The organism is Veillonellales bacterium (assembly GCA_039680175.1).
Lineage (GTDB): Bacteria > Bacillota > Negativicutes > JAAYSF01 > JAAYSF01 > JBDKTO01.
On record JBDKTO010000016.1, the window covers coordinates 63,219 to 87,243 of the forward strand.

Sequence of the window (24,025 nt, forward strand, 5' to 3'; positions counted from 1 at the left end):
GTGGCGCGTACGGTAGAAATAAGCCGCAAAACAGCGGAAACCGAGATTCAAATCGCGTTGAATCTGGATGGAACCGGAGCCGGCGAAATTAGTACCGGAATAGGCTTCTTCGATCATATGCTGAATCTTTGGGCCAAACATGGGTTGTTTGATTTATCCCTTAAAGCTAAGGGGGATTTGGCAGTCGACAGCCATCATACGGTGGAAGACACCGGTATCGTATTGGGCCAGGCACTGGCAAAAGCATTAGGCGATAAACAGGGAATCAAGCGCTATGGAACTGCGTTTGTGCCGATGGATGAAGCCTTAGCTATGGTATCTTTGGATATTAGCGGCAGGCCCTATTTGGCATTTGACGTGACCATACCGACGGAACGGATTGGTAGCTTTGACAGCGAAATGACGGAGGAGTTTCTCCGCGCTCTGGCGGTTCATGGCGGTTTGACGCTGCATGTTCGGCTATTAGCCGGAAAGAATGCGCACCACATTGTGGAGGCTGTGTTTAAGGCTTTGGGCCGGGCGCTTGCTGCCGCCGTTTGTGAGGATAAGAGGATCGTTGGCGTGATGTCAACGAAGGGAATGCTGTAATTTTACTTGGGCCGCAGAAGGGCACAAGGCTGGGAGGAGCAGGAATGATCGCAATCATTGATTATGGCATGGGCAATCTGTATAGTGTGGAAAAAGCCTTAACGAAACTGGGTGCTTCCGTTATTGTAACCGGCAGGCCGGAGAAAATTGTCCAGGCTGCCAAGGTTGTGCTGCCGGGCGTCGGCGCTTTCGGCGATTGCATGAAAAATCTTACTCAATATGGTTTGGTAGAGGTTATCCGTCAGGTGATTGAACAAGGCAAGCCCTTTCTTGGTATTTGCCTCGGACTGCAGATGCTGTTTGAAGGCAGCGAAGAGGATCCGGGGGTACCGGGCCTGGGAATTTTTCCCGGACAGGTGCGAAAAATTACCGCTCCCCAATTAAAAATTCCCCATATGGGATGGAATAGCTTGGCATTTCCGAATCCCAGCCAGTTATTTCAAAACCTTGCAGAGCCATCGTATGTATATTTTGTTCATAGTTATCATGCAGTGCCGGAGAATTCTTCGCTTATCACTGCCGTGACGGATTATGGCGGGGCGGTGACAGCGGCGGTAGGCCAGGGGAATGTGCAGGCTGTGCAGTTTCATCCGGAAAAATCCAGCAGTGTGGGTATGAAAATCCTGGATAACTTTATTCGGGTGTGTTAGGAGATGATAGGATGATTATTTTTCCGGCGATTGATATTCGCGGCGGCAAATGCGTCCGGCTGACGGAAGGACGGTTTGATCAGGAAACGGTTTTTGCTGATAATCCGGTGGAGATGGCGCTGCGCTGGGCTCTGGAGGGCGCCGAATTCCTCCATGTGGTGGATTTAGACGGTGCATTGGCCGGCAAGTCAATGAATTTGACGGTGGTTAGTGAAATTGCCAAAGCAGTAACTATTCCAGTACAATTAGGCGGGGGTATCCGAACGCTGGAAAACGTGGCGGCAATATTGGAAGCCGGCATTAGCCGGGTCATTCTGGGATCGGTTGCCGTGCGGCAGCCTGAGCTTGTAAAAGCAGCTTGTAAGAAATATGGTGAGCGAATTGTTGTGGGAATTGATGCCCGAGATGGGCAGGTCGCCGTTGAGGGCTGGGGTGTCAGCGGCGGGATCGGCGCTGAACAACTGGCTAAACGGATGGCGGCAGCCGGAGTTGCCCGCATTATTTACACCGATATTTCCCGGGACGGTACTTTGTCCGGCGTTAATGTTCCGGCAACCCGTTCTTTAGCCAGGGCAGCCGGGATTCCGGTGATTGCCTCCGGCGGCGTAAGTGGTTTAGAAGATATTTTAGCGGTAAAGCAGGCCGCGAACGACGGGGTTGAAGGCGTGATTGTCGGCAAAGCCATTTATACAGGAAGTCTTCTGTTGCCGGAAGCGATTAAAGCAGCACGGGGAGTGTGATTTCAGTGTATACAAAGCGGATTATTCCCTGCTTGGACGTAAAAGACGGACGGGTGGTTAAAGGAACCAATTTTGTCGGCCTGCGGGATGCCGGTGATCCGGTGGAGCTGGCTTCGCTATATGATAAAGAAATCGCCGACGAATTGGTGTTTTTGGATATCACTGCTTCCTGCGAAGAGCGAAATACCATGGTACAGGTGGTGCGGAATACGGCTGCTCAAGTATTTATTCCTTTTACAGTGGGGGGAGGAATTCGATCCGTTGACAATATCCGAACCATGCTGAAAGCAGGAGCGGATAAGGTCTCGTTGAATACAGCCGCCATCAAAAATCCGGATCTGATAGCCGAGGGGGCCAAGCGGTTTGGCCGGCAGTGTATCGTCCTGGCGGTGGACGCCAGACAGACAGGCGGCGGTAAGTGGGAAGTCTATATTAATGGAGGACGGACTCCTACCGGGATTGATGTTTTGGCATGGGTGAAACGGGCGACTGCTTTGGGAGCCGGTGAGATACTGCTGACCAGTATGGATAAGGACGGCACCAAGGACGGATATGATATTCCTTTAACGAGGGCGGTCTCTGAGGCAGTGGCTGTTCCGGTGATTGCTTCCGGTGGAGCCGGTGAACTGGAGCATTTCTATGAAGTATTGACGGCGGGAAAGGCAGACGCAGTGCTGGCTGCTTCGGTGTTTCATTATGGACAGTTTACGGTTCGGCAAGTAAAAGAATATTTAAAATCGCGTAACGTGGAGGTAAGACTGTGAATATTGATAACATAAAATTTGATTCCCAGGGCCTTGTTCCGGCCATTGTTCAGGACCAAAAAACAGGAACTGTGCTGATGCTGGCTTACATGAACAAAGCAGCGCTGCAGAAAACGGTAGAAACAGGTGTGACCTGGTTCTACAGCCGCAGCCGGTCCCGTTTGTGGCAGAAAGGGGAAACCTCCGGTCATGTACAGAAGGTTCAGGATATTTACTATGATTGTGATGCTGATGCCATTTTGGTGAAAGCGGATCAAACCGGCGCAGCCTGCCATGAAGGAACCTTCTCCTGCTTCAGCCGGAAGCTGGGAGAAAAAGAACAGCGGGAAGAAAAGATCTTTGATCCGGCCAAAGTATATGGCGGCTCGGCGGCGACTATTCTTCAGGAGGTATACCAGGTCATTACCGACCGCAAAGCCAAGCTGCCGGAAGGGTCTTATACCGCCTATCTGTTTACCAAGGGACAGGACAAGATTTTGAAAAAAGTCGGCGAAGAATCGGCAGAAACGATTATCGCCTCTAAAAACAATAGTAAAGAAGAATTGCTGTATGAAATGGCGGATTTATGGTATCATTGTCTGGTGTTATTGGCTTACCATAATGTAACGCCCAGCGAACTGCTGGCGGAACTTCAGGGGAGAAGAAAGTAGCTATGGACAAATTCATTGGTCAGGAATTTATGGATAAAACACGTTATGCCTATATTCAACAGACAGAGCAGCTTCAAGGTGTGCCCCAGCCACCGCTGGAGCTGGAAGTTGACCCGGCTAAACCGCTAATCGACTTGCCGCAGCCGGAAACTTTTCCGGAAGTGCGGATTAATTTATTGGAATTTATTGAACTGCGTACCAGTGTACGGCAGTATGCCAATAAATCCCTCAGCCTGGCAGAACTGGCCTATTTACTTTGGTGCACCCAGGGAGTGAAAGGCGTTATTCCCGGCAAGGCGACATTTCGCACGGTTCCTTCCGCCGGTGCCAGACATGCCTTTGAAACCTATTTGCTGATCAATCATGTGGAAGATTTGACACCCGGATTATATCGTTTTTTAGCTGTCGAGCATAAATTGCAGGCAGTTGATCTTCAGCCCGGAATTTCTGGCGAAATTACCGCTGCCGGTTTGCATCAGCAATTCATTCGGTCAAGCGCGGTCACTTTTATCTGGACGGCAGTCCCTGCGCGAATGAACTGGAAATACGGTGAGCGGGGTTATCGTTATCTCCATCTCGACGCCGGACATGTTTGTCAGAATCTTTACCTGACAGCCGAGACTATCGGCTGTGGCACATGTGCCATAGGCGCTTTTGATGATGAACAGATCAACAGCATTTTGGGCATTGACGGAAAAGACCATTTTGTTATTTACATGGCGGCGGTTGGGAAAAAATAACTGATTTTTTAAAGCCGGCTATCAGCCGGTTTTTTACGTAAATAGGGGTAGCCTTTCAGCAGGAGTTTACCGTCGCATAGGGAAAATAATAACTCTAGTATTTATATTTGACATGCCATGAATCAATTACACGAGTATAGGAGAATTCTACTCATGAAAAAGGGCGGCAGGCAGGTCTACTGGCTGGCGGCAGTCTTAGTTCTGCTGCTGATCGGGTTATACTTTCATTTTTCCCATAAAGGGGAACCTGAAGATGTTTCAAACCAGCGGCCTAAATACAGCCTGGAGAAGACCGGTGCCGGGGCTGTGGCAGATTTCACGGCAGTATCGCAGCAAATTCATAGCGCGGTAGACGGAGCGCTGAATCAATCCGGCTGGGTTGTCCGGGATGCGAAGGCGGCCAAGCGGGAAACGCCGCGTCAACAGGTGGAGGGAACAATCCGCTGGCATACCCGTCAGCTGCTGCTGGATATACCGGCGGGAATGACGGTTGAACAGGTGCGGCAGATTATTGCCTCATCAACCGGAAATGCGGGCGGCGAAATTTTGGCTGCCCAGCCGGATAAATATCTGGGTGTGTCGGTTACCCGGATTGATGTAGGAATACGGGATCAACTGGGCGGCGACCCGATTACGATTATTACCGATAAACTTTATATTCACCAGGATAAGACACCAGTTACCAAAGAAAAATCGGCAGTTACGCTGCGTGGACAAATGGCGATCATTGTGGATGATTTTGGCTACAGCAGTGAACCGATCAGCGCTTTCGCCGGGATTAACCGGCCGCTGACCTGGGCGATCCTTCCCTATCGTCCTTATAGCAATGAGGCGGCAGCCCGGGGGATCGGCTCAGGTCATCAGGTGATGCTGCATTTGCCTATGGAACCTCTGTCGGCGGCAGCGCAGTCGGAAGAGGTTACTATTGGTGTCAATATGAGCGATCAGGAAATCCGGGATATTGTCAGTCGGGCGGTGCGATCTGTTCCCGGCATCGTTGGGGTGAATAACCATCAGGGATCCCGGGCCACCGCCGACAGCCGGGTAATGCAGAATGTTTTTGCGGTGCTGAAGGCCAATCATTTATTTTTTGTCGACAGTCGTACCAGCAGCCAGTCGATTGCCTATGATTTGGCCAGGCAAAGCGGGCTGAGGGCCGGTGAAAACCAACTGTTCATCGACAATAGCAGTGAGGTAAGCGCTATCAAAAAACAGCTGCGTTCTGCCGGCGATATCGCTATACGCAGTGGTGCGGTGACGGTAATCGGTCATGCCCGCATGAATACGGCAACTGCAGTTCGGGAAATGATTCCGGAACTGGAGGCAGAGGGAATTGAACTGGTATTTGTCGCGGAACTTTTAAAATAAATAGCGAAGATATGAGGGGAACTACTATGAACAGCGGTACAGAGCGGAAAAATATTAAACCGGGCAGCCGGGTAAAAATTGTTCAGAAGCAGCATCAGCGCACCGGTCAGTTGACCGAGGGGATCGTAAAGGACATCTTGACCAACAGCGCCGTGCATCATCGCGGAATTAAGGTCCGTCTGCAGGACGGATTGATAGGCCGGGTGCAGGAAATTATCAGAGAATAATAAGGAAAGAATAATACCAGTACAAAGTCATAACGGAGGAATACATGCAGAACATTTTTGACGGATTAAACCCGGCCCAGTCAACTGCGGTCGAACATATTAACGGGCCCTTGCTGATTATGGCAGGCGCCGGTTCAGGAAAAACCAAGGTACTCACCTGCCGGATCGCCTATCTTTTGGAACAGGGGGTGGCGCCCTATCATATTCTTGCCATTACGTTTACCAATAAGGCTGCCGCCGAAATGCGGGAGCGGGTAAACCGTATGGTTGGCGTTCAGGCGAAAGATATTTGGCTCAGTACTTTTCATGCTTTCTGCGCCCGGTTTTTGCGGCTGGAAATAGACGGGCTGCCCGGTTATAAACATAATTTTGTCATTTATGATTCGTCGGACAGTCAGGCATTGGTCAAGGCCTGTCTGCGGGAATTGAATCTTGACGATAAGCAGTATACGCCGCGGGGGATTCAAGCCGCGATTTCCAATGCCAAAAATGCACTTCAGGATGCCAGGGAGTTTGAACGGCAAGCGGACAACTTTTACGCCAAAAAAGTGGCCGAAGTTTACCAATTATATCAGCAGAAGCTGCGCGGCAACAACGCTTTGGATTTCGATGATTTGCTGATGCTGGCTGTTATTCTATTGCAGCAAAATGAAGCGATACGGCAAAAATATCAGGAGAAGTTTCGCTACATTCTTATTGATGAATATCAGGATACCAACCGGGCCCAATATTTACTGGCAAGATTGCTGGCGGAAAAATATCGCAATCTTTGTGTTGTCGGTGATGCCGATCAAAGCATCTATGGCTGGCGGGGCGCCGATATCCACAATATCCTGGATTTTGAGAATGACTATCCCGAGACAAAGATCATCAAGCTGGAACAAAATTACCGGTCGACCCAAATGATCCTTGATGCCGCCAATGCGGTGATCGAGAATAATGTTGACCGTAAGCCGAAGACATTGTGGACAGATAACCAGCCGGGAGAAAAGATTACCCATTATCTGGCTTATGATGAACGGGACGAAGCTCAGTTTATTGCCGACACGGTGACAAAGCTCAATACCGTTTACCGTACGCCCTACGGCAGTATCGCTGTCTTATACCGTACCAACGCCCAGTCCCGGGTCATCGAAGAAGCCTTCATGAGATACGGTCTCCCCTATACCATGGTCGGCGGACTGAAGTTCTATGACCGCAAAGAAATTAAGGATATCATTGCCTATTTGCGGGTATTATTTAATCCGGCGGATACGATGAGCTTGCTGCGCATTATCAATGTGCCCCGGCGGGGGATCGGTGAGACCAGTATTAACCGGCTGACGGAATATGCCGCAGCCAATGATCTTACTTTGTTTGACGTTATTTCCAATCCCGATCTGGTGCCGGGACTGACTGCTCGTGCCAAGCGGCCGCTGGAGAACCTGGCTGAGCTGATTTTCACTATCATGGGGCAGCTTAATTCTTTGCCGGTCGTCACTTTGGTGGAAAAAGTAATGAACGATTCAGGCTATATAGCTGAACTGGAAAAAGAGCAGACTCCCCAGGATGAAGCCAGATTGGAAAATTTACGTGAACTGCTTAGTGTGGCAAAGGAGTTTGCTGCCGGCGAAATGGAAAACACTTTGGAGAATTTTCTCAGCCATGTGGCACTCGTATCGGATATCGACAGTGCCGAAATGGCGGAGGACCGTGTCACTTTAATGACGCTGCACTCGGCTAAGGGGCTGGAATTTCCGGTAGCGTTTATTGCCGGAATGGAGGAAGGTCTGTTTCCCCATTCCCGTACCCTGATGAATGAGGACGAAATTGAGGAAGAGCGCCGCATTTGTTATGTGGGGATTACCCGGGCACGGCGCAAACTTTATCTGACGAATGCCCGCATGCGGACCATATATGGTAAGTCCGCCATGTATCCGGAATCCCGGTTCTTGGAGGAAATTCCTGATGACAAGCTGGAGCATGTTACAATCCGTCCCAGTCACTATGGGAGAAGCGGCGGAACAACTGCAGCGTCCTCTTCCCCTTTGACTTTGGCAAAAAAAGCTTCCACCGGAGAGACGATGCAGCCCAAGAGCAGTGTGAATTGGCGGATAGGCGACAAAGCTCAGCACAGCAAATGGGGTGTCGGGACTGTGGTTGGGGTTCAGGGTGATGGGGAAAACCAGGAAGTGAAAATTGCTTTTCCCGGACAAGGTATTAAATCCTTAGCTGTTAAATTTGCTCCGATTAGTAAAGTGTAAGGAGGACTATCAGTATGGATATACTTAACCGGATTAAAGAGCTTAAAGATAAGATTGAGTATCATAATAGAAAATATTATGATGAAGACGCACCGGAAATTGCAGACTATGAATATGACATGATGCTGCGTGAACTGAAAAACCTTGAACGTGATAACCCCCAATTTGTGACAGCAGAAACACCGACCCAAAAAGTTGGCGGCCGAGCCAAAAGAGCAGTTGGTAAGTTAGTTGCACACGATGTACCCATGCTTTCTCTCGAGGATAAGTTTTCAAAAGAAGAGGTTACTGATTTTATTAGTAAAATGCAAAAAGCACTGGATAACCCCGTTTTTACTGTAGAATATAAAATTGACGGACTTTCTGTGGCACTTCGGTACAAAAACGGAGAGTTTGTTCAAGGTATGACACGGGGAGATGGTGTCAGTTACGGTGAAGACATAACTGAAAATCTCAGGATGATAGATAGTGTGCCGGAACAAATTTCCGAAAACCTGCCTTACCTCGAAGTACGCGGCGAAGTTTATATGGACAATGACGCCTTTGAAGCCGTAAATGAACGACAAGAAGAAGTGGAAGGCAAGTTATTTGCTAATCCCAGAAATTGTGCTGCGGGTACTTTACGGCAGTTAGATCCCAGTGTAGTTGCCGAGAGGAACTTGTCCATTTATATTTTTAATCTTCAAGCCGTTGAAGGAAAAAAATTTTTGTCTCATGCCGAAACACTTGACTGGATGAAGCAGCAGGGATTTACAGTAATACACTACAGCCGCTGTACAACAGAGGAAGAAGTATGGCAGGCAATTTGTTCCATTGGTGAAACCAGAGGCGAGCTGCCATTTGGCATTGATGGTGCGGTAGTAAAAGTAGATAATCTGGAAGATCGACAAAAATTAGGAGCCACAGCAAAAGTGCCCAGATGGGCAATTGCCTATAAGTATCCGCCGGAAGAGAAACAGACGAAGGTGCTTACTATTGAAGTGAATGTAGGTCGAACGGGAAGACTTACGCCACTGGCTGTCTTACAACCGGTTAGATTAGCGGGGACTACGGTATCGCGTGCATCGTTACATAATCAGGACCAGATAGACCGTCTGGATATACGGATTGGCGATACTGTAACAGTACGTAAGGCAGCAGAAATAATTCCGGAAATTACAGGAATAATCAAAGCTAAACGCCCGGAGGGGACAACACCTTTCAAAATTCCCGATAAGTGTCCGATTTGCGGCGCACCTGCTTTTAGAAGTGAAGAAGGCGCGGATATCCGTTGTAGTGGAATGAATTGTCCGGCTCAACTTGCACGACATATTATTCATTTCGCTTCTCGTGGAGCAATGGACATTGACGGCCTTGGACCGGCAGCGGTTCATGCTTTGCTGGACAAAGGTTATATAAAGAATATAGCAGATATATACGGTCTCAAAAATTATCGGGACGAATTTATTGCCAAGGGGATTATTTCCCGTCCTCGTAAGCAACTGACTCTGCGTAAGGATGGCCGGCCCCGTAAACAGAAAGAGCCGGATTATACGGCCAGTACGGATAATCTGCTGTCAGCTGTCGAACGTTCTAAAGGTCAAAACCTTGAGCGGCTTATTAACGGGTTTGGCATACCCAATATTGGTAAGCATACGGGTAGTCTTCTGGAGGAAAACTTTCCCGATATATACGCAATAGCGAAGATTAATTATGGTAAATATAAGCAACTGAAAGATAGAGAAAAACAATTAAAGAAAGAACGGAACAAAATCGAAAGAATGCTAAAGTCTTCTACCGAGACAGAGGTTTTAGATAGGCTTAGTGAAGTGAATCGACAGCTAAGTGATGTCGAAAAAGAACTAAAGGCAAATGGAGGCATCAAAGGGATTGGAGAAGTAAGTATTAAAGCAATTTCCGACTTTTTTGCCGTACCGCAAACACAGACTATCATTGAGCGCCTTGCCAAGGCCGGCGTTAATATGAAGTCAAGATCAGCCGGTCAAATGATTGATAACCGATTCGAAGCGGAAACTTTTGTCCTTACGGGATCATTGGCAACCTTGAGCCGCGAGGAAGCATCCCAATTAATTAAACAACACGGGGGACGCGTTGCCGGCAGCGTATCGAAGAAGACGACGTATTTATTAGCTGGCGATGGCGCCGGCGATAAGCTGGATAAGGCACAGGCACTCGCTATTAAAATTCTTACTGAAGCCGATTTTCTAAATATGGTTAAATAAATTAAAACATTGGCCCAAAACGACAGAAGGAAAGTAATATTATGGAAGAATCAAAGCTTATTCAAATGATAAACAATAATCCTAATATGATAGCCTATATAAATAATCCTACCGACGAGATGAAGTTATTGGCTGTTAAAAAGGACGGACTGGCTTTGCAATATATAGATTATCCGACTAGAGAGATGCAAGAGTCAGCGATCGACAATAACAGCCGGGCGATTCAATTTATAACGAATCCTACGGAAGATATGCTGATAAAGGCTATAAATGACAGCTGGATTAATTTAGAGTATATTAAAAATCCAAATGATCAGTTAATTAAATTAGCTCTTCGTCAAGCCGGCTGGGCGATTAAATATGTTGATAAGCCAAGTGAGAAATTGCAATTATTGGCTGTAAGAAAGAATTACGATTCAATCAAGTTTATAAAAGAGCCTTACGACAGTGTACAGGAAGAGGCTGTAAAAATAAGTTATGATGCATTGAGATATATAAATTCACCTACACATAATGCAGAGCTTATAGCTGTCAAGAATGATGAGCGGGCTATCCGGCTTATCAATGATTTAGATAAAAATAAACGGTTAGAATGTTTAAAAATAAATATTTTAGTGATTAAATATGTTATGAAAGAAATAGCGAAAGCTGAATTGGAACAAGCATTAAAGGAAGCATTATCGAATGAAGCTGTGGAAGAAAAATATGTCAGAGATTATATAAATTGTAGTACTATAGATGAAAATAGTGATATTATGCCAATGGACAAGATCATGTTTATTTATAAATATGGCAGTAAAAAGGCAAAAAAAATAGCTGTGGATGAAAAGCTGAAGACAAAATAGGTGGGAGATAGCGTGAATTTTATAGATACTTTAAAAAGTGTCGATTTAGTACTAGCTACGGGAGAGGTACCTTTAATAGTTGGGGAAAGTGGAATCGGGAAAACCGCTTTAGTGAAGGAACTTGCTAAAGAGAATAATTGGAGTTTAATTATTATTGACGGAAATCTCCTTAAAGAAGGTGAAATAGGCGGCCTTCCGACGATAGAATCTTATACAAGAGTCAATCATAAAGGCGATAAAGTTGAAAAAAAAACTACCGTATATGCCGTTCATAATAAGCTAAGGGAAATTGATGAAGCAATATCGCAAGGGAAAACCGTCCTTTTATTTGTAGACGAGATCAATCGTTGTGAACATACAGTACAACAGGAACTGATGAATTTAATATTAAATAGAGAAATTAATGGATATACGTTACCTGAAGCTGTAAAAATAATAGCAGCGATGAATCCCTCCAGTAAGTATGGTTCGGATTTTGATTATCAAGTTGTAGATATGGATGCGGCACAGGAAAATAGATTTGTCTGGTTATATATGGAACCTGATGATATGCAGTGGCTGGATTGGGCGATAAATGCAGGAATTGAGCAAAAGGTTATAGGGTTTATCGCGACATTTCCCGAATATTTACACAAAATAAATAAAGATGATATCAGAGCAACACCAAGAAGTTATGAAAGAATTTCCGGCATTTATAAGATTTATCGGCAGAAAAAAGACTCCGTACCTAGATCCGTATTTTTAAATGTTATAAGAGGAAATGTAGGGAAGGTTATTGCCGAAGAGTTTGTTAACTTTGTTGAAGCGGAGTATACCCCGCTGATAGCTTATGAAGATGTTTTTTCCGGGAACTCGCTGCCGGAAGCGGTTATCGAAGCAGTAAAAAACGAAAGTCATACAAGACTTTATCTAGCCGCCAAGAATATTCTAAAAAATTTAGAAACAAAAATAAAAAATGAGCCTGACGACTCAGAGCATTATATTAACAGGCTCATGGAGTTTTTAAAAATATATCCGGTAGATTTAATGATAGGAATCATGAAGGATATTAAAAATAGTTATGCTGAGGTATACAAGCGTGCCATAGACAATGAAGATTTTGTCGAAGCATATTTTGAAGCGTATCGTTCAATAAGGTGATAATGTATGGAAACTTATTTTGAAACCCTGGCAAAAGGGCTTTATGAAAAAGCATATCAAATTATTACTGCTTTTATCAAAGAAAATGATAACGATGATAATTCTAGGATAAATATACCAAAAGACTTTAGAGAAGAATTTTTCAGCCTTGTAGATAAAGTTAATTTAAGCCTTATAGAAGATACGGATAATTTCTATGGCTATTTTTTGTTTCAAATGGGAAGAGAAATACGATTTGATATCAGCAGCCCTACTGCTGTGAATTTTAAAGAAGTGAAATATGTTATATATTTTAACCCCATAATTTTTTTAACGCTTACCATAAAGCAGATGGAAAGCGCCATTAAACACGAAATACTTCATATCGTATCGCTGCATTTAATCAGAGCAAAAGAATTTAAGGCTGGCTATAAAACAGCAGCGGTTAATATGGCAATGGATATAGTAGTAAATACCTATTTAGATCACCTGCCGCCGTATGCTGCTACTGTAGAATGGGTAAATTTAAATTATTCTTTAAATCTTTTACCCTTTGAACCGTTTGAATATTATGTAGAAAAACTTCAAACTGCCGTAAACTTACTGGAAGAAGTTCAGGCCGAATCAGAGGATGACAGCAATGGAAAGGGAAAAATAGCAACGGAGTATAATCCGGAGACGACCCATGACCTTTGGGAAGATTCCGCTGCTATAGAGGAACAAACCCTTAGAGAATTTACCGAGAAGTTTATTGATGCTTCACAAAAGGGGAATATTCCTAATTATTTAGACAGCATGATAGCAGCGCTTAAAAATAGCAAGGCAGAATTGCCTTGGAATTTATATCTTAAAAGATTAATGGGAGCGATTGAAACTAATCAAAAAAAGACTGTCACAAGAAGAAACAGAAGACAACCCGATCGATTAGATTTAAGAGGGCAGCTTAGGAGCCATAAAGCGAAAATTCTGGTCGCTCTTGACATAAGCGGCAGCATAACGGATGAAGAATTTAATCAAGCCGTTAAAGAAGTATTCGGCATAGTGAAGAATTCTGATCATGAAATTACGATTATAGAATGTGACAGTGAGATTAGACGTGTATATAAAGTCAACACCGTAAAGGATGTTAGAGATAGAATGAATGAAAGAGGAGGCACTAAATTCGCCCCCGTTTTTGAATATGCTAATAGAAATAAGATTAATTTATTAGTGTATTTTACTGATGGCAAAGGTGAAGCTGAGCTTCTATCAATACCAAAGGGATATAAAATTTTATGGGTTATTTCCGGGGAAAAGGCGAAGCTTTCATTAAAGGAAGCTTATGGGGCAGTAAAAAAACTTAAAAATATTGAAATAAGAGATAATACATTAGAACTGAGTGATGTTATAAGAGATGGATATTCAATGAATAATCAGGAAAAAATTCGCTTTTAACGGAGGGTATTGTCCGGGTGCCGGTTTGACGCCTTCCCAATACAAGAATAAATCGGTTTTTTTTCTTTGGACAAGCGTGGTATAATATAGCTTATATGGAATTTACTGAAACTTATGATGTTGGATGGTGAAAACATGAAAATTACCCGTAAAGATGTAGAGAATGTTGCGCTATTGTCGCGGCTGGAGATTCCGGAAAATGAAATTGAAACCGTGACCCAGCAGTTGGACGCAATTTTAGAGTATGCGGATGTGCTGAATACGGTCAATACGGAAGGCATTCAACCGACTGCCCATGTGATTCCTCTGAAGAATGTGATGCGCGAGGATGAAGTCAAACCGTCATTGCCCCGGGAACTTGCTTTTGCCAATGCCCCGGAACAGGAAAACGGCTATTTTAAAGTGCCAAAGATCGTGGAAGGATAGGGAGGAACCGGCATGGAGCTATTTAAACAGACTGCCAGTCAGCTGCATCAACAGCTGATAAAAAAAGAAATATCTGCTGTGGAATTGACGCAAGCGGTTTTAAAACGAATTGATGCGGTGGAAACAGATGTTAAGGCCTATATCAGTCAGAACCGGGACATGGCACTGGCGCAGGCGAAAGCGGTTGACGAAAAAATTTGCCGCGGCGATGTCATTGCGCCTTTGGCGGGGATACCCGGAGTTTTGAAAGATAACATGTGTACGAAGGGAATTAAGACGACCTGCGCTTCGCAAATATTAGCTGAGTTTATTCCGCCCTATGATGCCACAGTAGTAGAAAAGCTGGCTGGGGAGGATGCGGTAATACTGGGCAAGGCCAATATGGATGAATTTGCTATGGGGGGCTCGACGGAAAACTCCGGCTTTTTCCCCACTAAAAATCCCTGGGACTTAACGGCTGTTCCCGGCGGTTCCAGCGGTGGCTCGGCCGCTGCGGTGACGGCCGGCGAGGCCATCTGGGCCCTGGGATCGGATACCGGCGGTTCCATTCGCCAGCCGGCCGCATATTGCGGGCGGGTAGGGTTAAAGCCGACTTATGGACGGGTTTCCCGTTATGGTTTGGTTGCGTTTGCTTCTTCCCTTGACCAAATTGGGCCCATCACCCGGGATGTTACTGATTGCGCCCTGGTGATGAATGCTATTTCCGGGCATGATCCGAAAGACTCCACTTCTGTGCCGATGGCGGTTCCCGATTATACTAAATCACTGGTCAATGATGTCAAAGGGCTGAAAATCGGTTTGCCGAAGGAATACTTTGTAGCCGGTATGGATTCGGCAGTGAAAGAGGCGATCCATAAAGCCATTGATCAGCTGGTTGCCTTAGGAGCGGAATATCAGGAGGTGTCTATGCCGCATACGGAGTATGCCTTATCCGCCTATTATCTCATTGCTCCGGCCGAGGCCAGTTCCAATCTTGCCCGCTATGACGGGGTCGGATTCGGCCGCCGGACGCAGGGCACCGATATTGTTGATATGTATAAAAAGACCCGCAGCGAATTTTTTGGTCCGGAAGTAAAACGCCGTATTATGCTGGGAACATATGCATTGAGCTCCGGCTATTATGACGCCTACTATCTGAAAGCACTGAAGGTGCGTACCCTGGTAAAACAGGATTTTGACAAGGCGTTTGAAAAAGTGGATGTTTTGATTACGCCGACAGCCCCGACGACCGCCTTTAAACTGGGACAGAATGTCAGCAATCCGCTGGCTATGTATTTGCAGGATGTGTGTACCATCCCGATTAATCTGGCGGGAGTACCGGGTATATCCATTCCCTGCGGTTTTTCCGGCAATATGCCGATTGGTTTGCAAATCATTGGTAAGCCGCTGGGTGAGGAAACAATTATCCGTGCTGCCTACACCTTTGAACAAAACAATGATTACCATAAGCGTTTTGCACCGCTGGGGGAGGTTAAATAACGATGAATTATGAAACAGTAATAGGGCTGGAAGTTCATTCCGAGTTAAAAACAAAATCGAAGATTTTCTGCGGCTGCAGCACTCAGTTCGGTTCGGAGCAGAATACCAATGTTTGTCCGGTGTGTTTAGGACTACCCGGCGTTCTGCCGGTCGTAAATAAAAAAGTGGTGGAGTTTGCCGTTAAAACCGGTCTGGCGCTCAACTGCGAAATCCTTCCTTTTAGTAAATTCGACCGGAAGAATTATTATTACCCTGATTTGCCCAAAAATTTCCAGACTTCCCAGTATGATCTGCCGATAGCCGTTAACGGTCATTTGGATATCGAAGTGAATGGACAGAAAAAACGGATCGGCATTACCAGAGTGCATATGGAAGAGGATGCCGGGAAACTGGTTCATGACGGCTCCATTACTACCTCGGATTATTCTCTGGTGGATTATAATCGTACCGGCGTACCGCTGATTGAAATTGTTTCCGAGCCGGATATGGGTTCACCGGAAGAAGCGAAAGCTTATTTGGAAAAATTAAAAGCCATTTTGCAGTACCTGGATGTGTCGGACTGTAAGATGGAAGAAGGCAGTTTACGCTGTGATGCCAATATCTCTCTTCGCCCTCAAGGTGCCGCGGAATTTGGAACGAAGACGGAAATCAAAAATTTGAATTCATTTCGTTCGGTCCAGCGGGGACTGGAATACGAGGTGGCCCGCCAGGAAGAAGTGCTGAATGACGGCGGCAGGATAGTCCAGGAGACCCTGTCCTGGGACGAAACCCAGGGAATAACCGAGTCCCTCCGCAGCAAAGAACAGGCTCATGATTATCGCTATTTTCCGGAGCCTGATTTGGTGCCGATTATTGTTGACTCTGCGGAAGTAGAGCGGCTTCAGGCCAGTCTGCCTGAAATGCCGGATGCACGGAAACAAAGATTAATAAATGATTACGGTTTATCTGATTATGATGCGGATATTATTACTGCCAGTAAAGCCATGGCCGATTATTTTGACGGAGCGATAGCTCAGAAGGCCGATGCTAAAGCAGTGACCAATTGGCTGATGGGGGAAGTTTCAAAGCATTTGAATACTGCCGGCCTGGAAATGAAGGATTGTCCGGTTACACCGGCAAAGCTGGCCGGCATGATCGGACTGATTGACAAAGGCACTATTTCCAATAAGATTGCCAAAACGGTATTTGAAGAAATGTGGACCAGCGGCAAGGACGCCTCAACTATTGTAAAAGAAAAAGGCATGGTGCAGATTAGTGACGCCGGTGAAATTGAAGCAATCGTGGCTGCAGTAATTGCTGCCAATCCCCAATCTGTTGCCGATTTTAAATCAGGCAAAGAAAAGGCTCTTGGTTTTCTGGTAGGGCAAATTATGAAACAGACCAAAGGCCGTGCCAATCCCGAACTGGTGAATAAAATGCTGCGGCAGCGGCTGTAAAAACAGCAAGTAACGGATATTCCTATAATTACCGCAGGACGCGAACCAATCGCGTCCTGCTTTTTTGCATGAATTACTTTCAGCCCGCACATAATGGTAACGATACGCTTAAAATGAGGTGCTGCCTAATGTTGTCAGCTCGTGTTACCTGGAATCTAAAGACAGTATTCACTATATACATTTTGCGGCTGGCTGTCGGTTTGATTCTGGTGAGGCTGCTGTATCCGCTTCTGTTTGTTGCTCATTCAGCCGTTATCGAAATCACGGACCGCCTGGTGATGATAGGATTAGTTTGGCTGGTAATTCGGCAGTCCCGGGGCAACTTCAGCGAATTGGGTGTATCCTGGGATCATCTATTCGCCAATACACTGAAAGGCATTGGCGCCGGGGTGTTTTTGCTGGCAATTAGCGTATTCAGTGAGCGATTGTATACCACCGTCTTATTTTTATCTCCCAGTCAGCATCCTCTGGTCGCTCAGGTGGAACAGGCATCATCCTGGGAACAATTGCTATCGCCCCTGTTTTTAGCCGGAGTGGCTGCGCCTGTAGCGGAAGAAACATTTTACCGGTTATTTACCTTTTTGCCGTTTAAAGAAAAATGGGGGTTATGGAGCGGTGCTGTTGCCAGTGCTGCGATTTTTGCATTGATGCATTTTAATCTCTATTGGCTGGCAGAGATGATCGTAGTTGGCGTGGGACTGGCGCTGCTATATTATCAAACCGGTTCCCTGCTTAGCGCCGTTGTAGCTCATTCGGTTATCAATTCAACCAAGTTATTACTGCTGTTTTACGGCATATCACTGACATGACAAGGAGATGATTCTTTTGATTTTTGCCTTCGCTGTGGCAGCCGGGATATAGAATGGTCAATTGATAACTAATTTTCTTTGGATAAAAGAGGAATTTATTAAAGTAAGTCGAACTAAATGGCAAATCATCTATCTTAAAGAACGTATGACCCTTTGTTATGGCTCGGCTGCCGGGAATTAGTTCGTCTCAGCAACACTGATAAACAGGAAGAGGGGATAGTATGACCCAATACCGGGAATTACCGGTCGCAAAGCTCCGTTTTACCTGTGATGAAAGTTTGCTTGATTTTGAAACAACCGCCAGTGTACCGCCGCTGGAAGTCATGATTGGTCAGGAACGGGCGGTCAAAGCCGTTGAATTCGGGTTATTCACCAAAAACCAGGGCTATAATATTTTTATGTCCGGCTTGGTTGGAACGGGAAAAATCACTTTTGCGCAGGCTGCCGTTCATAAGATTGCCGGCAAGCAGGAGGCTCCCTATGACTGGTGTTATGTGAATAATTTTGAAAATCGCAGCCAGCCTGTGGCACTGGAACTGCCTGCCGGCGTCGGCAGTATCCTGCGGCAGGATATGCAAGACTTGGTAGAAGATTTGAAAACCGATATATCCAAAGCCTTCAGCAGTGATGATTACGAACATGCGAAGACTGACATGATCAAAACTTTTCAGGAACAGCGGGCGCTTATTATCGAAGGCTTTAATCAGAAGGCGGAAGAGTACGGTATGTTGCCCCAGTGGTCAACAACCGGGTTTGTTGGTGTTCCGTTAATGGACGGAAAACCGGTTGCGCCGGAAGAATATCAAAAGCTTGATAAAGAGCAGCGGGAAAGCATTGAGAAAAAGATGCTGGCAGTTCATGGAAAAGCCATGGAAGTCGTGCGGCAAATGCAGCATTTAGAACGGGAAGTACGGGAAGCAGTCAAAGATTTGGATGAGAAGGTGGGACTATTTGCCGTTGGTCACTTAATCGAAGAGCTGGAAGAAAAGTATGCCGGTTATGATCAGGTTACAGCCTATCTGGAAGCCGTTAAGCAGGATGTGGTAAAAAATATTAATGATTTTAAACCGGCTCCATTAGAAGAAGAGCAAAATCCATTGCTGTTATTTCGTAAAAACATGCAGGATTCTGATAAAAATAAATATAATGTCAATTTGTTGGTGGATAATCGGGTGTTAGAAGGGGCTCCGGTTGTTGTGGAAACAAATCCCACCTATTATAATCTGATTGGCCGGGTGGAATATGAAACTCGAATGGGTGTCGTGAGTACCGACTACATGATGATTAAACCGGGCGCTTTGCATAAAGCCAATGGCGGATACTTGATCCTCAATGCCCGGGATGTATTGACGAATATTGGCGCATGGGAGGCCTTAAAGCGGGTTCTTAAGACCAAAAAACTCTATATTGAGAATCTGAGCGAACAGTATGGCATGCTGGCCATGGCTTCACTGAAACCCCAGCCGATACCCATTGAGGTCAAAGTCATTCTCATTGGCAATCCTTATATCTATTATTTGATGTATAATTACGATGAGGATTTTCGTAAGTTATTTAAAATTCATGCCGATTTTGACGTGCAAATGGACAATAATCCGACAAATATCAGAAAACTTGCCGGCTTTATTAGTTCAACCGTTCACCGGGAAAATCTAAAACAATTTGACCGGGGAGCAGTGGCGAAAGTAGTCGAATATTCCTGTCGGCAGGCAGGCAGCCAAAACAAGCTGACCACACAATTTAATGAGGTTGTAGAACTGCTTTGCGAAGCCGATGCCTGGGCTACAATGGATAACAGCACAACAGTCGGCGCCCGTCATATTCAGCAGGCGGTGAAGGAAAAACGCTACCGGGCGAATAAGTACGAGGAACGGTTGCAGGAGATGTTTGCCGAAGGGAAATTTCTGATCGACACCGACAGTAAGGAAATCGGGCAAGTAAACGGTTTGGCAGTTATGTCGGTGGGAGAATATATGTTTGGCAAGCCATCACGGATTACAGCCAATACCTACTTAGGGAAAAGCGGCGTAGTGAATATTGAACGGGAAACCAAAATGAGTGGTACCAGCCATACGAAAGGTGTATTGATTTTAAGCGGCTATTTGGGGCAAAAGTACGCCCAGAAGCGGCCGATGACGCTGACAGCCAGCTTAACCTTCGAGCAGCTCTATGAAGGGGTGGACGGCGACAGTGCTTCCAGTACCGAATTGTACGCTATTTTATCCAGTTTGGCGGAAGTTCCGATTAAACAATATATTGCAGTTACCGGTTCGGTAAACCAAAAAGGCGAGGTGCAGCCGATTGGCGGAGCCACACAAAAGATTGAAGGCTTTTTTGCCGTTTGCAAAATCAAGGGATTAACCGGGGAGCAGGGAGTTATGATTCCTTACCAGAATAGCAATGAATTAAGTCTGAATGATGAAGTCCTTGAAGCGGTAGGGGAAGGAAAGTTTCATATTTATCCGGTTAAGACCATTGATGAGGGAATTGAAATTCTTACCGGGGTGCCGGCGGGAGAAATACAGGCTGATGATACTTATTCCGAAGGAACAATTCACTTTTTGGCGAATAAGAAATTGGAAGGGTATACGGAAACCCTGCTGAAGTTAAGCAAAGCGGCTGAGAAAGAGTAAAAATAACTGGGACTATGACATTTTGAGGGCGCCGCAATTGGGCGCCCTCAACAGTCTATATAAGAGGTGGCAAGAGAGGTGGCAAACCGATTTTCCAATCGACCGGTACAACAAGGCGGCACCTATACACTGGATATCCTTCGCTTGGGACACAGCGGGGAAGGGGTGGGTAAATATCTTGATTTTACCGTGTTTATTCCCGGCGCTTTGCCAGGGGAAAGTGTCCAGGTCGTTATTACGGAAGTGAAAAAGAACTATGCCAAAGGGAAATTGCAGGGAATTGAAAAATTCGCTCCCGAACGGGTAGAACCCCGGTGTACCATTTACCGGAAATGCGGCGGCTGCCAGTTGCAGCATATGGATTATGAGAGTCAATGTATTGCCAAGCGGCAGACTGTAGTCGATGCGATTACCCGTATCGGCAAACTTACGGATGTCACCGTACATCCAACTATCGGCGCAGTGAATCCCTGGTATTATCGTAATAAGATGCAGTTTCCCGTGGGAACGAATGGCAGTACTGTCGTTATCGGCTGTTTTGCTCAGGGAACCCATGAAATCATCAATACCGAACACTGTTTCATCCAGCATGATACGAATAATGTCATCGCCGGGGAAATGCGGGCTGTCATTGCGGCATTGGGGATTGCACCTTATAATGAACGAACCGGAGAAGGAGTGATCCGCCATGTGCTGGGGCGGGTTGGCAGTGCTACAGGAGAAGTAATGATCGTGCTGGTTACTACTTCACTCCAACTGCCTTGTAAACAGGAGCTGATTAGCGAACTGCGTCGCCGTATCCCCGGATTGGTGAGCATCATCCAGAATGTAAACGGCAAAAAAACGAATGTGATTATGGGCGAAAAAACAATAACTCTTTGGGGCCGGGATACCATTACCGACCGGCTGGGAGAATTTCATTTTGAAATTTCCGCTCGTTCTTTTTTTCAGGTCAATACGGCTCAGGCCGAAGTATTATATAATAAAGCGGTGGAATACGCCGGACTGTCAGGCCGGGAAACTGTTATTGACGCTTACTGCGGTACCGGCACTATTTCGCTGTTTTTGGCGAGAAAAGCTTTAAAAGTTTACGGAATTGAGATCGTCGCACCGGCAGTTCGCGATGCAAAGCAGAATGCAGCCAACAACGGAGTAAAAAATGCCGAATTTATCACCGGCGATGCAGTCACAGTCATGCCCCAAATGATTCAAGAGGGAATTTATCCGGATACCATCGTCGTTGATCCTCCCCGGGCCGGTTGTGACAGACAAGTGTTAGAAGCTTTTGTACACATGGCCCCCCGGAGGATCGTCTATGTCAGCTGTAACCCGGCGTCCCTGGCCAGAGATTTGGCTGTATTGGCCGAGCATGGCTATGCCACAAAAGAAGTTCAACCGGTAGATATGTTTCCTCAGACATACCACGTGGAGTGTGTAGCGTTGATAGAACGGAAAAAGCCTTAAATCATAAGGCTCAAGGCTTTTTTCTGAAATTAATATGTGGATAGGCTACAGTAAAATGGACAGTTTTTCTTGAGGAGCTGCTAGAATAATAAGAAAACAAAGGGAGCAGCAAAATGGAAAAGAGAAGCAGACGAGAATATACTAAGGAATTTTCGGATCCGTTGTCGGAACGAATATATTCGGGCCTTTCCGTGCGCTTAAAATTGAAATAATATAGCTGTAAATAAGCAGCATTGCATGATAAAATATTATTAAGTGTGAAGCCCCTCGTCGCGGCAGTGCGGCGGTGGCCTTCACCAAGAAAATCTGCCGCAACGAGCGGGTATTATTTACCCGCATTCTGCTGGAATTTTTGGGGATCATCTGCCCGCTGTAGGCATATAAGGAGTAGAAACATGAAAATAATCAATTCGACGGACATTAGAGAATATCCCATGGTAGCCAAGGGGAAGGTGCGAGACATTTATGAAATTGATTCGGAAACATTACTGCTGGTAACCACCGACCGCATGTCGGCATTTGACGTGATCATGGACAGACCCATCCCATTCAAGGGCGTGGTTCTAAACCAGATAACCCTGTTTTGGATGGAGAAATTTCGGAACATAGTTCCCAACCATATCATTTCCGCTGAGACTAAGGATCTGCCTGCTAACCTCAAGCCTTACAGCGATGAATTGGAAGGGCGATTCTTGCTGGCGAAAAAAGCCAAACCCTTACCATTGGAATGCATTGTGCGCGGACATATCACCGGGTCTGGTTGGAAGGATTATCTAGCCACAGGATCGGTTTGCGGACATGTCTTGCCAAAGAATCTCCTTGAATCCGCAAAACTGGAGGAGGTTCTCTTCACTCCATCCACAAAGGCGGAATTGGGAACTCACGACGAAAACATTACCGAGGAAGAGGGGGAGAAACTCATCGGCAGTGAGATGTATAAGAAGGTGCGCGAAACTTCCGTTAATATCTTCAGGCAGGCACGCGCATATGCCGAGACTCGGGGCATCATCATTGCAGATACCAAGTTTGAATTTGGTCTTCTTAACGGGAACCTGATATGGATTGATGAAGCCCTGACTCCGGATTCTTCTCGCTTCTGGCCGCAGGAAGGGTATGAGCCTGGCAAGCCTCAGCCGAGCTTCGACAAACAATTTCTGCGCAACTGGCTAAGTAAACAACCTTGGGACATGACGCCGCCGCCTCCGGCTCTGCCAGACGAGTTGGTTCTTGAAACCGCAAAGCGTTATGTTGAAGCATACCAACTGCTCACTGGGAAGGAGCTTGGAGTGAACCTGTAGACTTTGGATTTATTTACCCCCTTTAATTCTAGGGGGTAAAACCTTTCCGCGAAACTCCAATTACGCCAATCTGTATCGTCTGTCTATTAAAACACACGTCGAGGCTGTAGCGTTGATAGAGCGGAAATAGCCTTATTCCGTAAGGCTTCGCAGCTTTTTACAAATTTAACAAGCGTGTTTTTATGTTCGCATAGATGTCCAAAATAGGGGAGAACATATGCTTGGTGCCGGGAAATGACACCCCAAGTATGTGAGAACATAATGATGCCGTTGCCATAATAAAGGTGACGGCATTTTTGCGTTTGGGTAGTAATTGGCGATTGTTGGCCAAAACTGGCTAGGAGTGTTTGATGGGTATCCCTGACAGGGGTTTAATGGACGTTTTTGGCAATTGATATGTACGATAGTTTAATATAAATACTCGAATTATGCAGGAGCTTAATGTAAAAGTATAGAAGATTAGGATAAATATTCATCGTATGTGTCATGTATGGCAAGAAAAACATAGGGGCGGTATGTCGTGTGAGAAATTCATGTGAGTCAGGTGAAAGTTTTTTGATTTACTGAGAATACTCAGTGTCAAGCCGTGTGCTAAGCCAATGGTGGATCATGTGACAGAAAAGAAACGTCAGACTGTGCGAAAATGCTTAATTTCTCTGCGGCTATAATCAAAAATGAGTCTTAACCCTACTTGATTGCCGCTATCTTGGTATTATTGGTATCATTCTTATCGTTATTTTCTAATAGCTCTAAATAACGTTCGGCAGCCTGCTCAAAGTAGGCCAACATTTTTTCAATTCTTCCTTTGGTCAAATTTTTCTTACGAGCATTATTTGCACGGAATTTGCTACCGTCTATAGCGACGATTTCTTTACCAAATAGACCTAGAT

Annotated in this window: 21 protein-coding genes; 20 read left to right on the top strand and 1 reads right to left on the bottom strand. The window is 45.7% G+C overall.

Annotated features, from left to right (window positions below):
* The 20 genes from hisB (at window position 1) to ABFC84_02875 (ending at window position 23,135) form a co-directional block, all read left to right on the top strand.
* On the top strand, window positions 1-588 hold the full coding sequence (gene hisB, locus ABFC84_02780; protein MEN6411673.1) for an imidazoleglycerol-phosphate dehydratase HisB: 588 nt from the start codon (window positions 1-3) through the stop codon (window positions 586-588).
* A 44-nt stretch (window positions 589-632) separates the two neighbouring features.
* Window positions 633-1,238 carry an imidazole glycerol phosphate synthase subunit HisH gene (gene hisH / locus ABFC84_02785; protein MEN6411674.1) on the top strand — a complete coding sequence of 202 codons (606 nt, stop codon included), beginning with the start codon at window positions 633-635 and terminating at the stop codon, window positions 1,236-1,238.
* A gap of 11 nt (window positions 1,239-1,249) precedes the next feature.
* Entirely contained in the window at window positions 1,250-1,978 is a 729-nt protein-coding gene (gene hisA, locus ABFC84_02790; protein ID MEN6411675.1) for a 1-(5-phosphoribosyl)-5-[(5-phosphoribosylamino)methylideneamino]imidazole-4-carboxamide isomerase, read from the top strand.
* 5 nt (window positions 1,979-1,983) lie between these two features.
* Window positions 1,984-2,742: an imidazole glycerol phosphate synthase subunit HisF gene (gene hisF, locus ABFC84_02795; GenBank protein ID MEN6411676.1), complete on the top strand. Its 759-nt coding sequence runs from the start codon at window positions 1,984-1,986 to the stop codon at window positions 2,740-2,742.
* Window positions 2,739-3,392: a bifunctional phosphoribosyl-AMP cyclohydrolase/phosphoribosyl-ATP diphosphatase HisIE gene (gene hisIE, locus ABFC84_02800; GenBank protein MEN6411677.1), complete on the top strand. Its 654-nt coding sequence runs from the start codon at window positions 2,739-2,741 to the stop codon at window positions 3,390-3,392. Before hisF ends, hisIE begins: the two co-directional genes overlap by 4 nt.
* A gap of 2 nt (window positions 3,393-3,394) precedes the next feature.
* A complete protein-coding gene (locus ABFC84_02805) occupies window positions 3,395-4,132 on the top strand; it encodes a SagB/ThcOx family dehydrogenase (GenBank protein ID MEN6411678.1) in 738 nt (245 codons plus the stop codon).
* A gap of 153 nt (window positions 4,133-4,285) precedes the next feature.
* Entirely contained in the window at window positions 4,286-5,500 is a 1,215-nt protein-coding gene (locus ABFC84_02810) for a divergent polysaccharide deacetylase family protein (protein ID MEN6411679.1), read from the top strand.
* Between the two features lie 11 nt (window positions 5,501-5,511).
* Entirely contained in the window at window positions 5,512-5,727 is a 216-nt protein-coding gene (locus ABFC84_02815; protein MEN6411680.1) for a YwbE family protein, read from the top strand.
* 44 nt (window positions 5,728-5,771) lie between these two features.
* Window positions 5,772-7,970, top strand: a complete 2,199-nt coding sequence (gene pcrA / locus ABFC84_02820) for a DNA helicase PcrA (GenBank protein ID MEN6411681.1) — start codon at window positions 5,772-5,774, stop codon at window positions 7,968-7,970.
* 14 nt (window positions 7,971-7,984) lie between these two features.
* Window positions 7,985-10,192, top strand: a complete 2,208-nt coding sequence (ligA, locus tag ABFC84_02825) for an NAD-dependent DNA ligase LigA (GenBank protein ID MEN6411682.1) — start codon at window positions 7,985-7,987, stop codon at window positions 10,190-10,192.
* A 41-nt stretch (window positions 10,193-10,233) separates the two neighbouring features.
* Entirely contained in the window at window positions 10,234-11,037 is an 804-nt protein-coding gene (locus ABFC84_02830) for a hypothetical protein (protein MEN6411683.1), read from the top strand.
* A gap of 12 nt (window positions 11,038-11,049) precedes the next feature.
* On the top strand, window positions 11,050-12,177 hold the full coding sequence (locus ABFC84_02835) for an ATP-binding protein (protein ID MEN6411684.1): 1,128 nt from the start codon (window positions 11,050-11,052) through the stop codon (window positions 12,175-12,177).
* Between the two features lie 6 nt (window positions 12,178-12,183).
* Complete coding sequence (locus tag ABFC84_02840) at window positions 12,184-13,590, top strand: VWA-like domain-containing protein (GenBank protein ID MEN6411685.1); 1,407 nt, start codon at window positions 12,184-12,186, stop codon at window positions 13,588-13,590.
* Window positions 13,591-13,725: 135 nt separating this feature from the next.
* Window positions 13,726-14,016 (top strand): Asp-tRNA(Asn)/Glu-tRNA(Gln) amidotransferase subunit GatC, encoded by a 291-nt coding sequence (gene gatC / locus ABFC84_02845; protein ID MEN6411686.1) that lies wholly within the window; start codon window positions 13,726-13,728, stop codon window positions 14,014-14,016.
* Window positions 14,017-14,028: 12 nt separating this feature from the next.
* Window positions 14,029-15,495 carry an Asp-tRNA(Asn)/Glu-tRNA(Gln) amidotransferase subunit GatA gene (gatA, locus tag ABFC84_02850; GenBank protein ID MEN6411687.1) on the top strand — a complete coding sequence of 489 codons (1,467 nt, stop codon included), beginning with the start codon at window positions 14,029-14,031 and terminating at the stop codon, window positions 15,493-15,495.
* Between the two features lie 2 nt (window positions 15,496-15,497).
* Window positions 15,498-16,931: an Asp-tRNA(Asn)/Glu-tRNA(Gln) amidotransferase subunit GatB gene (gene gatB, locus ABFC84_02855; GenBank protein MEN6411688.1), complete on the top strand. Its 1,434-nt coding sequence runs from the start codon at window positions 15,498-15,500 to the stop codon at window positions 16,929-16,931.
* Between the two features lie 128 nt (window positions 16,932-17,059).
* Window positions 17,060-17,740 carry a type II CAAX endopeptidase family protein gene (locus ABFC84_02860; protein MEN6411689.1) on the top strand — a complete coding sequence of 227 codons (681 nt, stop codon included), beginning with the start codon at window positions 17,060-17,062 and terminating at the stop codon, window positions 17,738-17,740.
* Between the two features lie 221 nt (window positions 17,741-17,961).
* Window positions 17,962-20,373, top strand: a complete 2,412-nt coding sequence (locus ABFC84_02865; GenBank protein ID MEN6411690.1) for an ATP-binding protein — start codon at window positions 17,962-17,964, stop codon at window positions 20,371-20,373.
* 78 nt (window positions 20,374-20,451) lie between these two features.
* On the top strand, window positions 20,452-21,837 hold the full coding sequence (rlmD, locus tag ABFC84_02870; protein ID MEN6411691.1) for a 23S rRNA (uracil(1939)-C(5))-methyltransferase RlmD: 1,386 nt from the start codon (window positions 20,452-20,454) through the stop codon (window positions 21,835-21,837).
* A 395-nt stretch (window positions 21,838-22,232) separates the two neighbouring features.
* Window positions 22,233-23,135, top strand: coding sequence for a phosphoribosylaminoimidazolesuccinocarboxamide synthase (locus tag ABFC84_02875; GenBank protein MEN6411692.1), 903 nt, complete (start codon window positions 22,233-22,235; stop codon window positions 23,133-23,135).
* Window positions 23,136-23,822: 687 nt separating this feature from the next.
* Here ABFC84_02875 and ABFC84_02880 read toward each other — a convergent pair.
* Window positions 23,823-24,025 (bottom strand): hypothetical protein (locus ABFC84_02880; GenBank protein ID MEN6411693.1); only part of this gene is annotated, 203 nt, incomplete at its 5' end.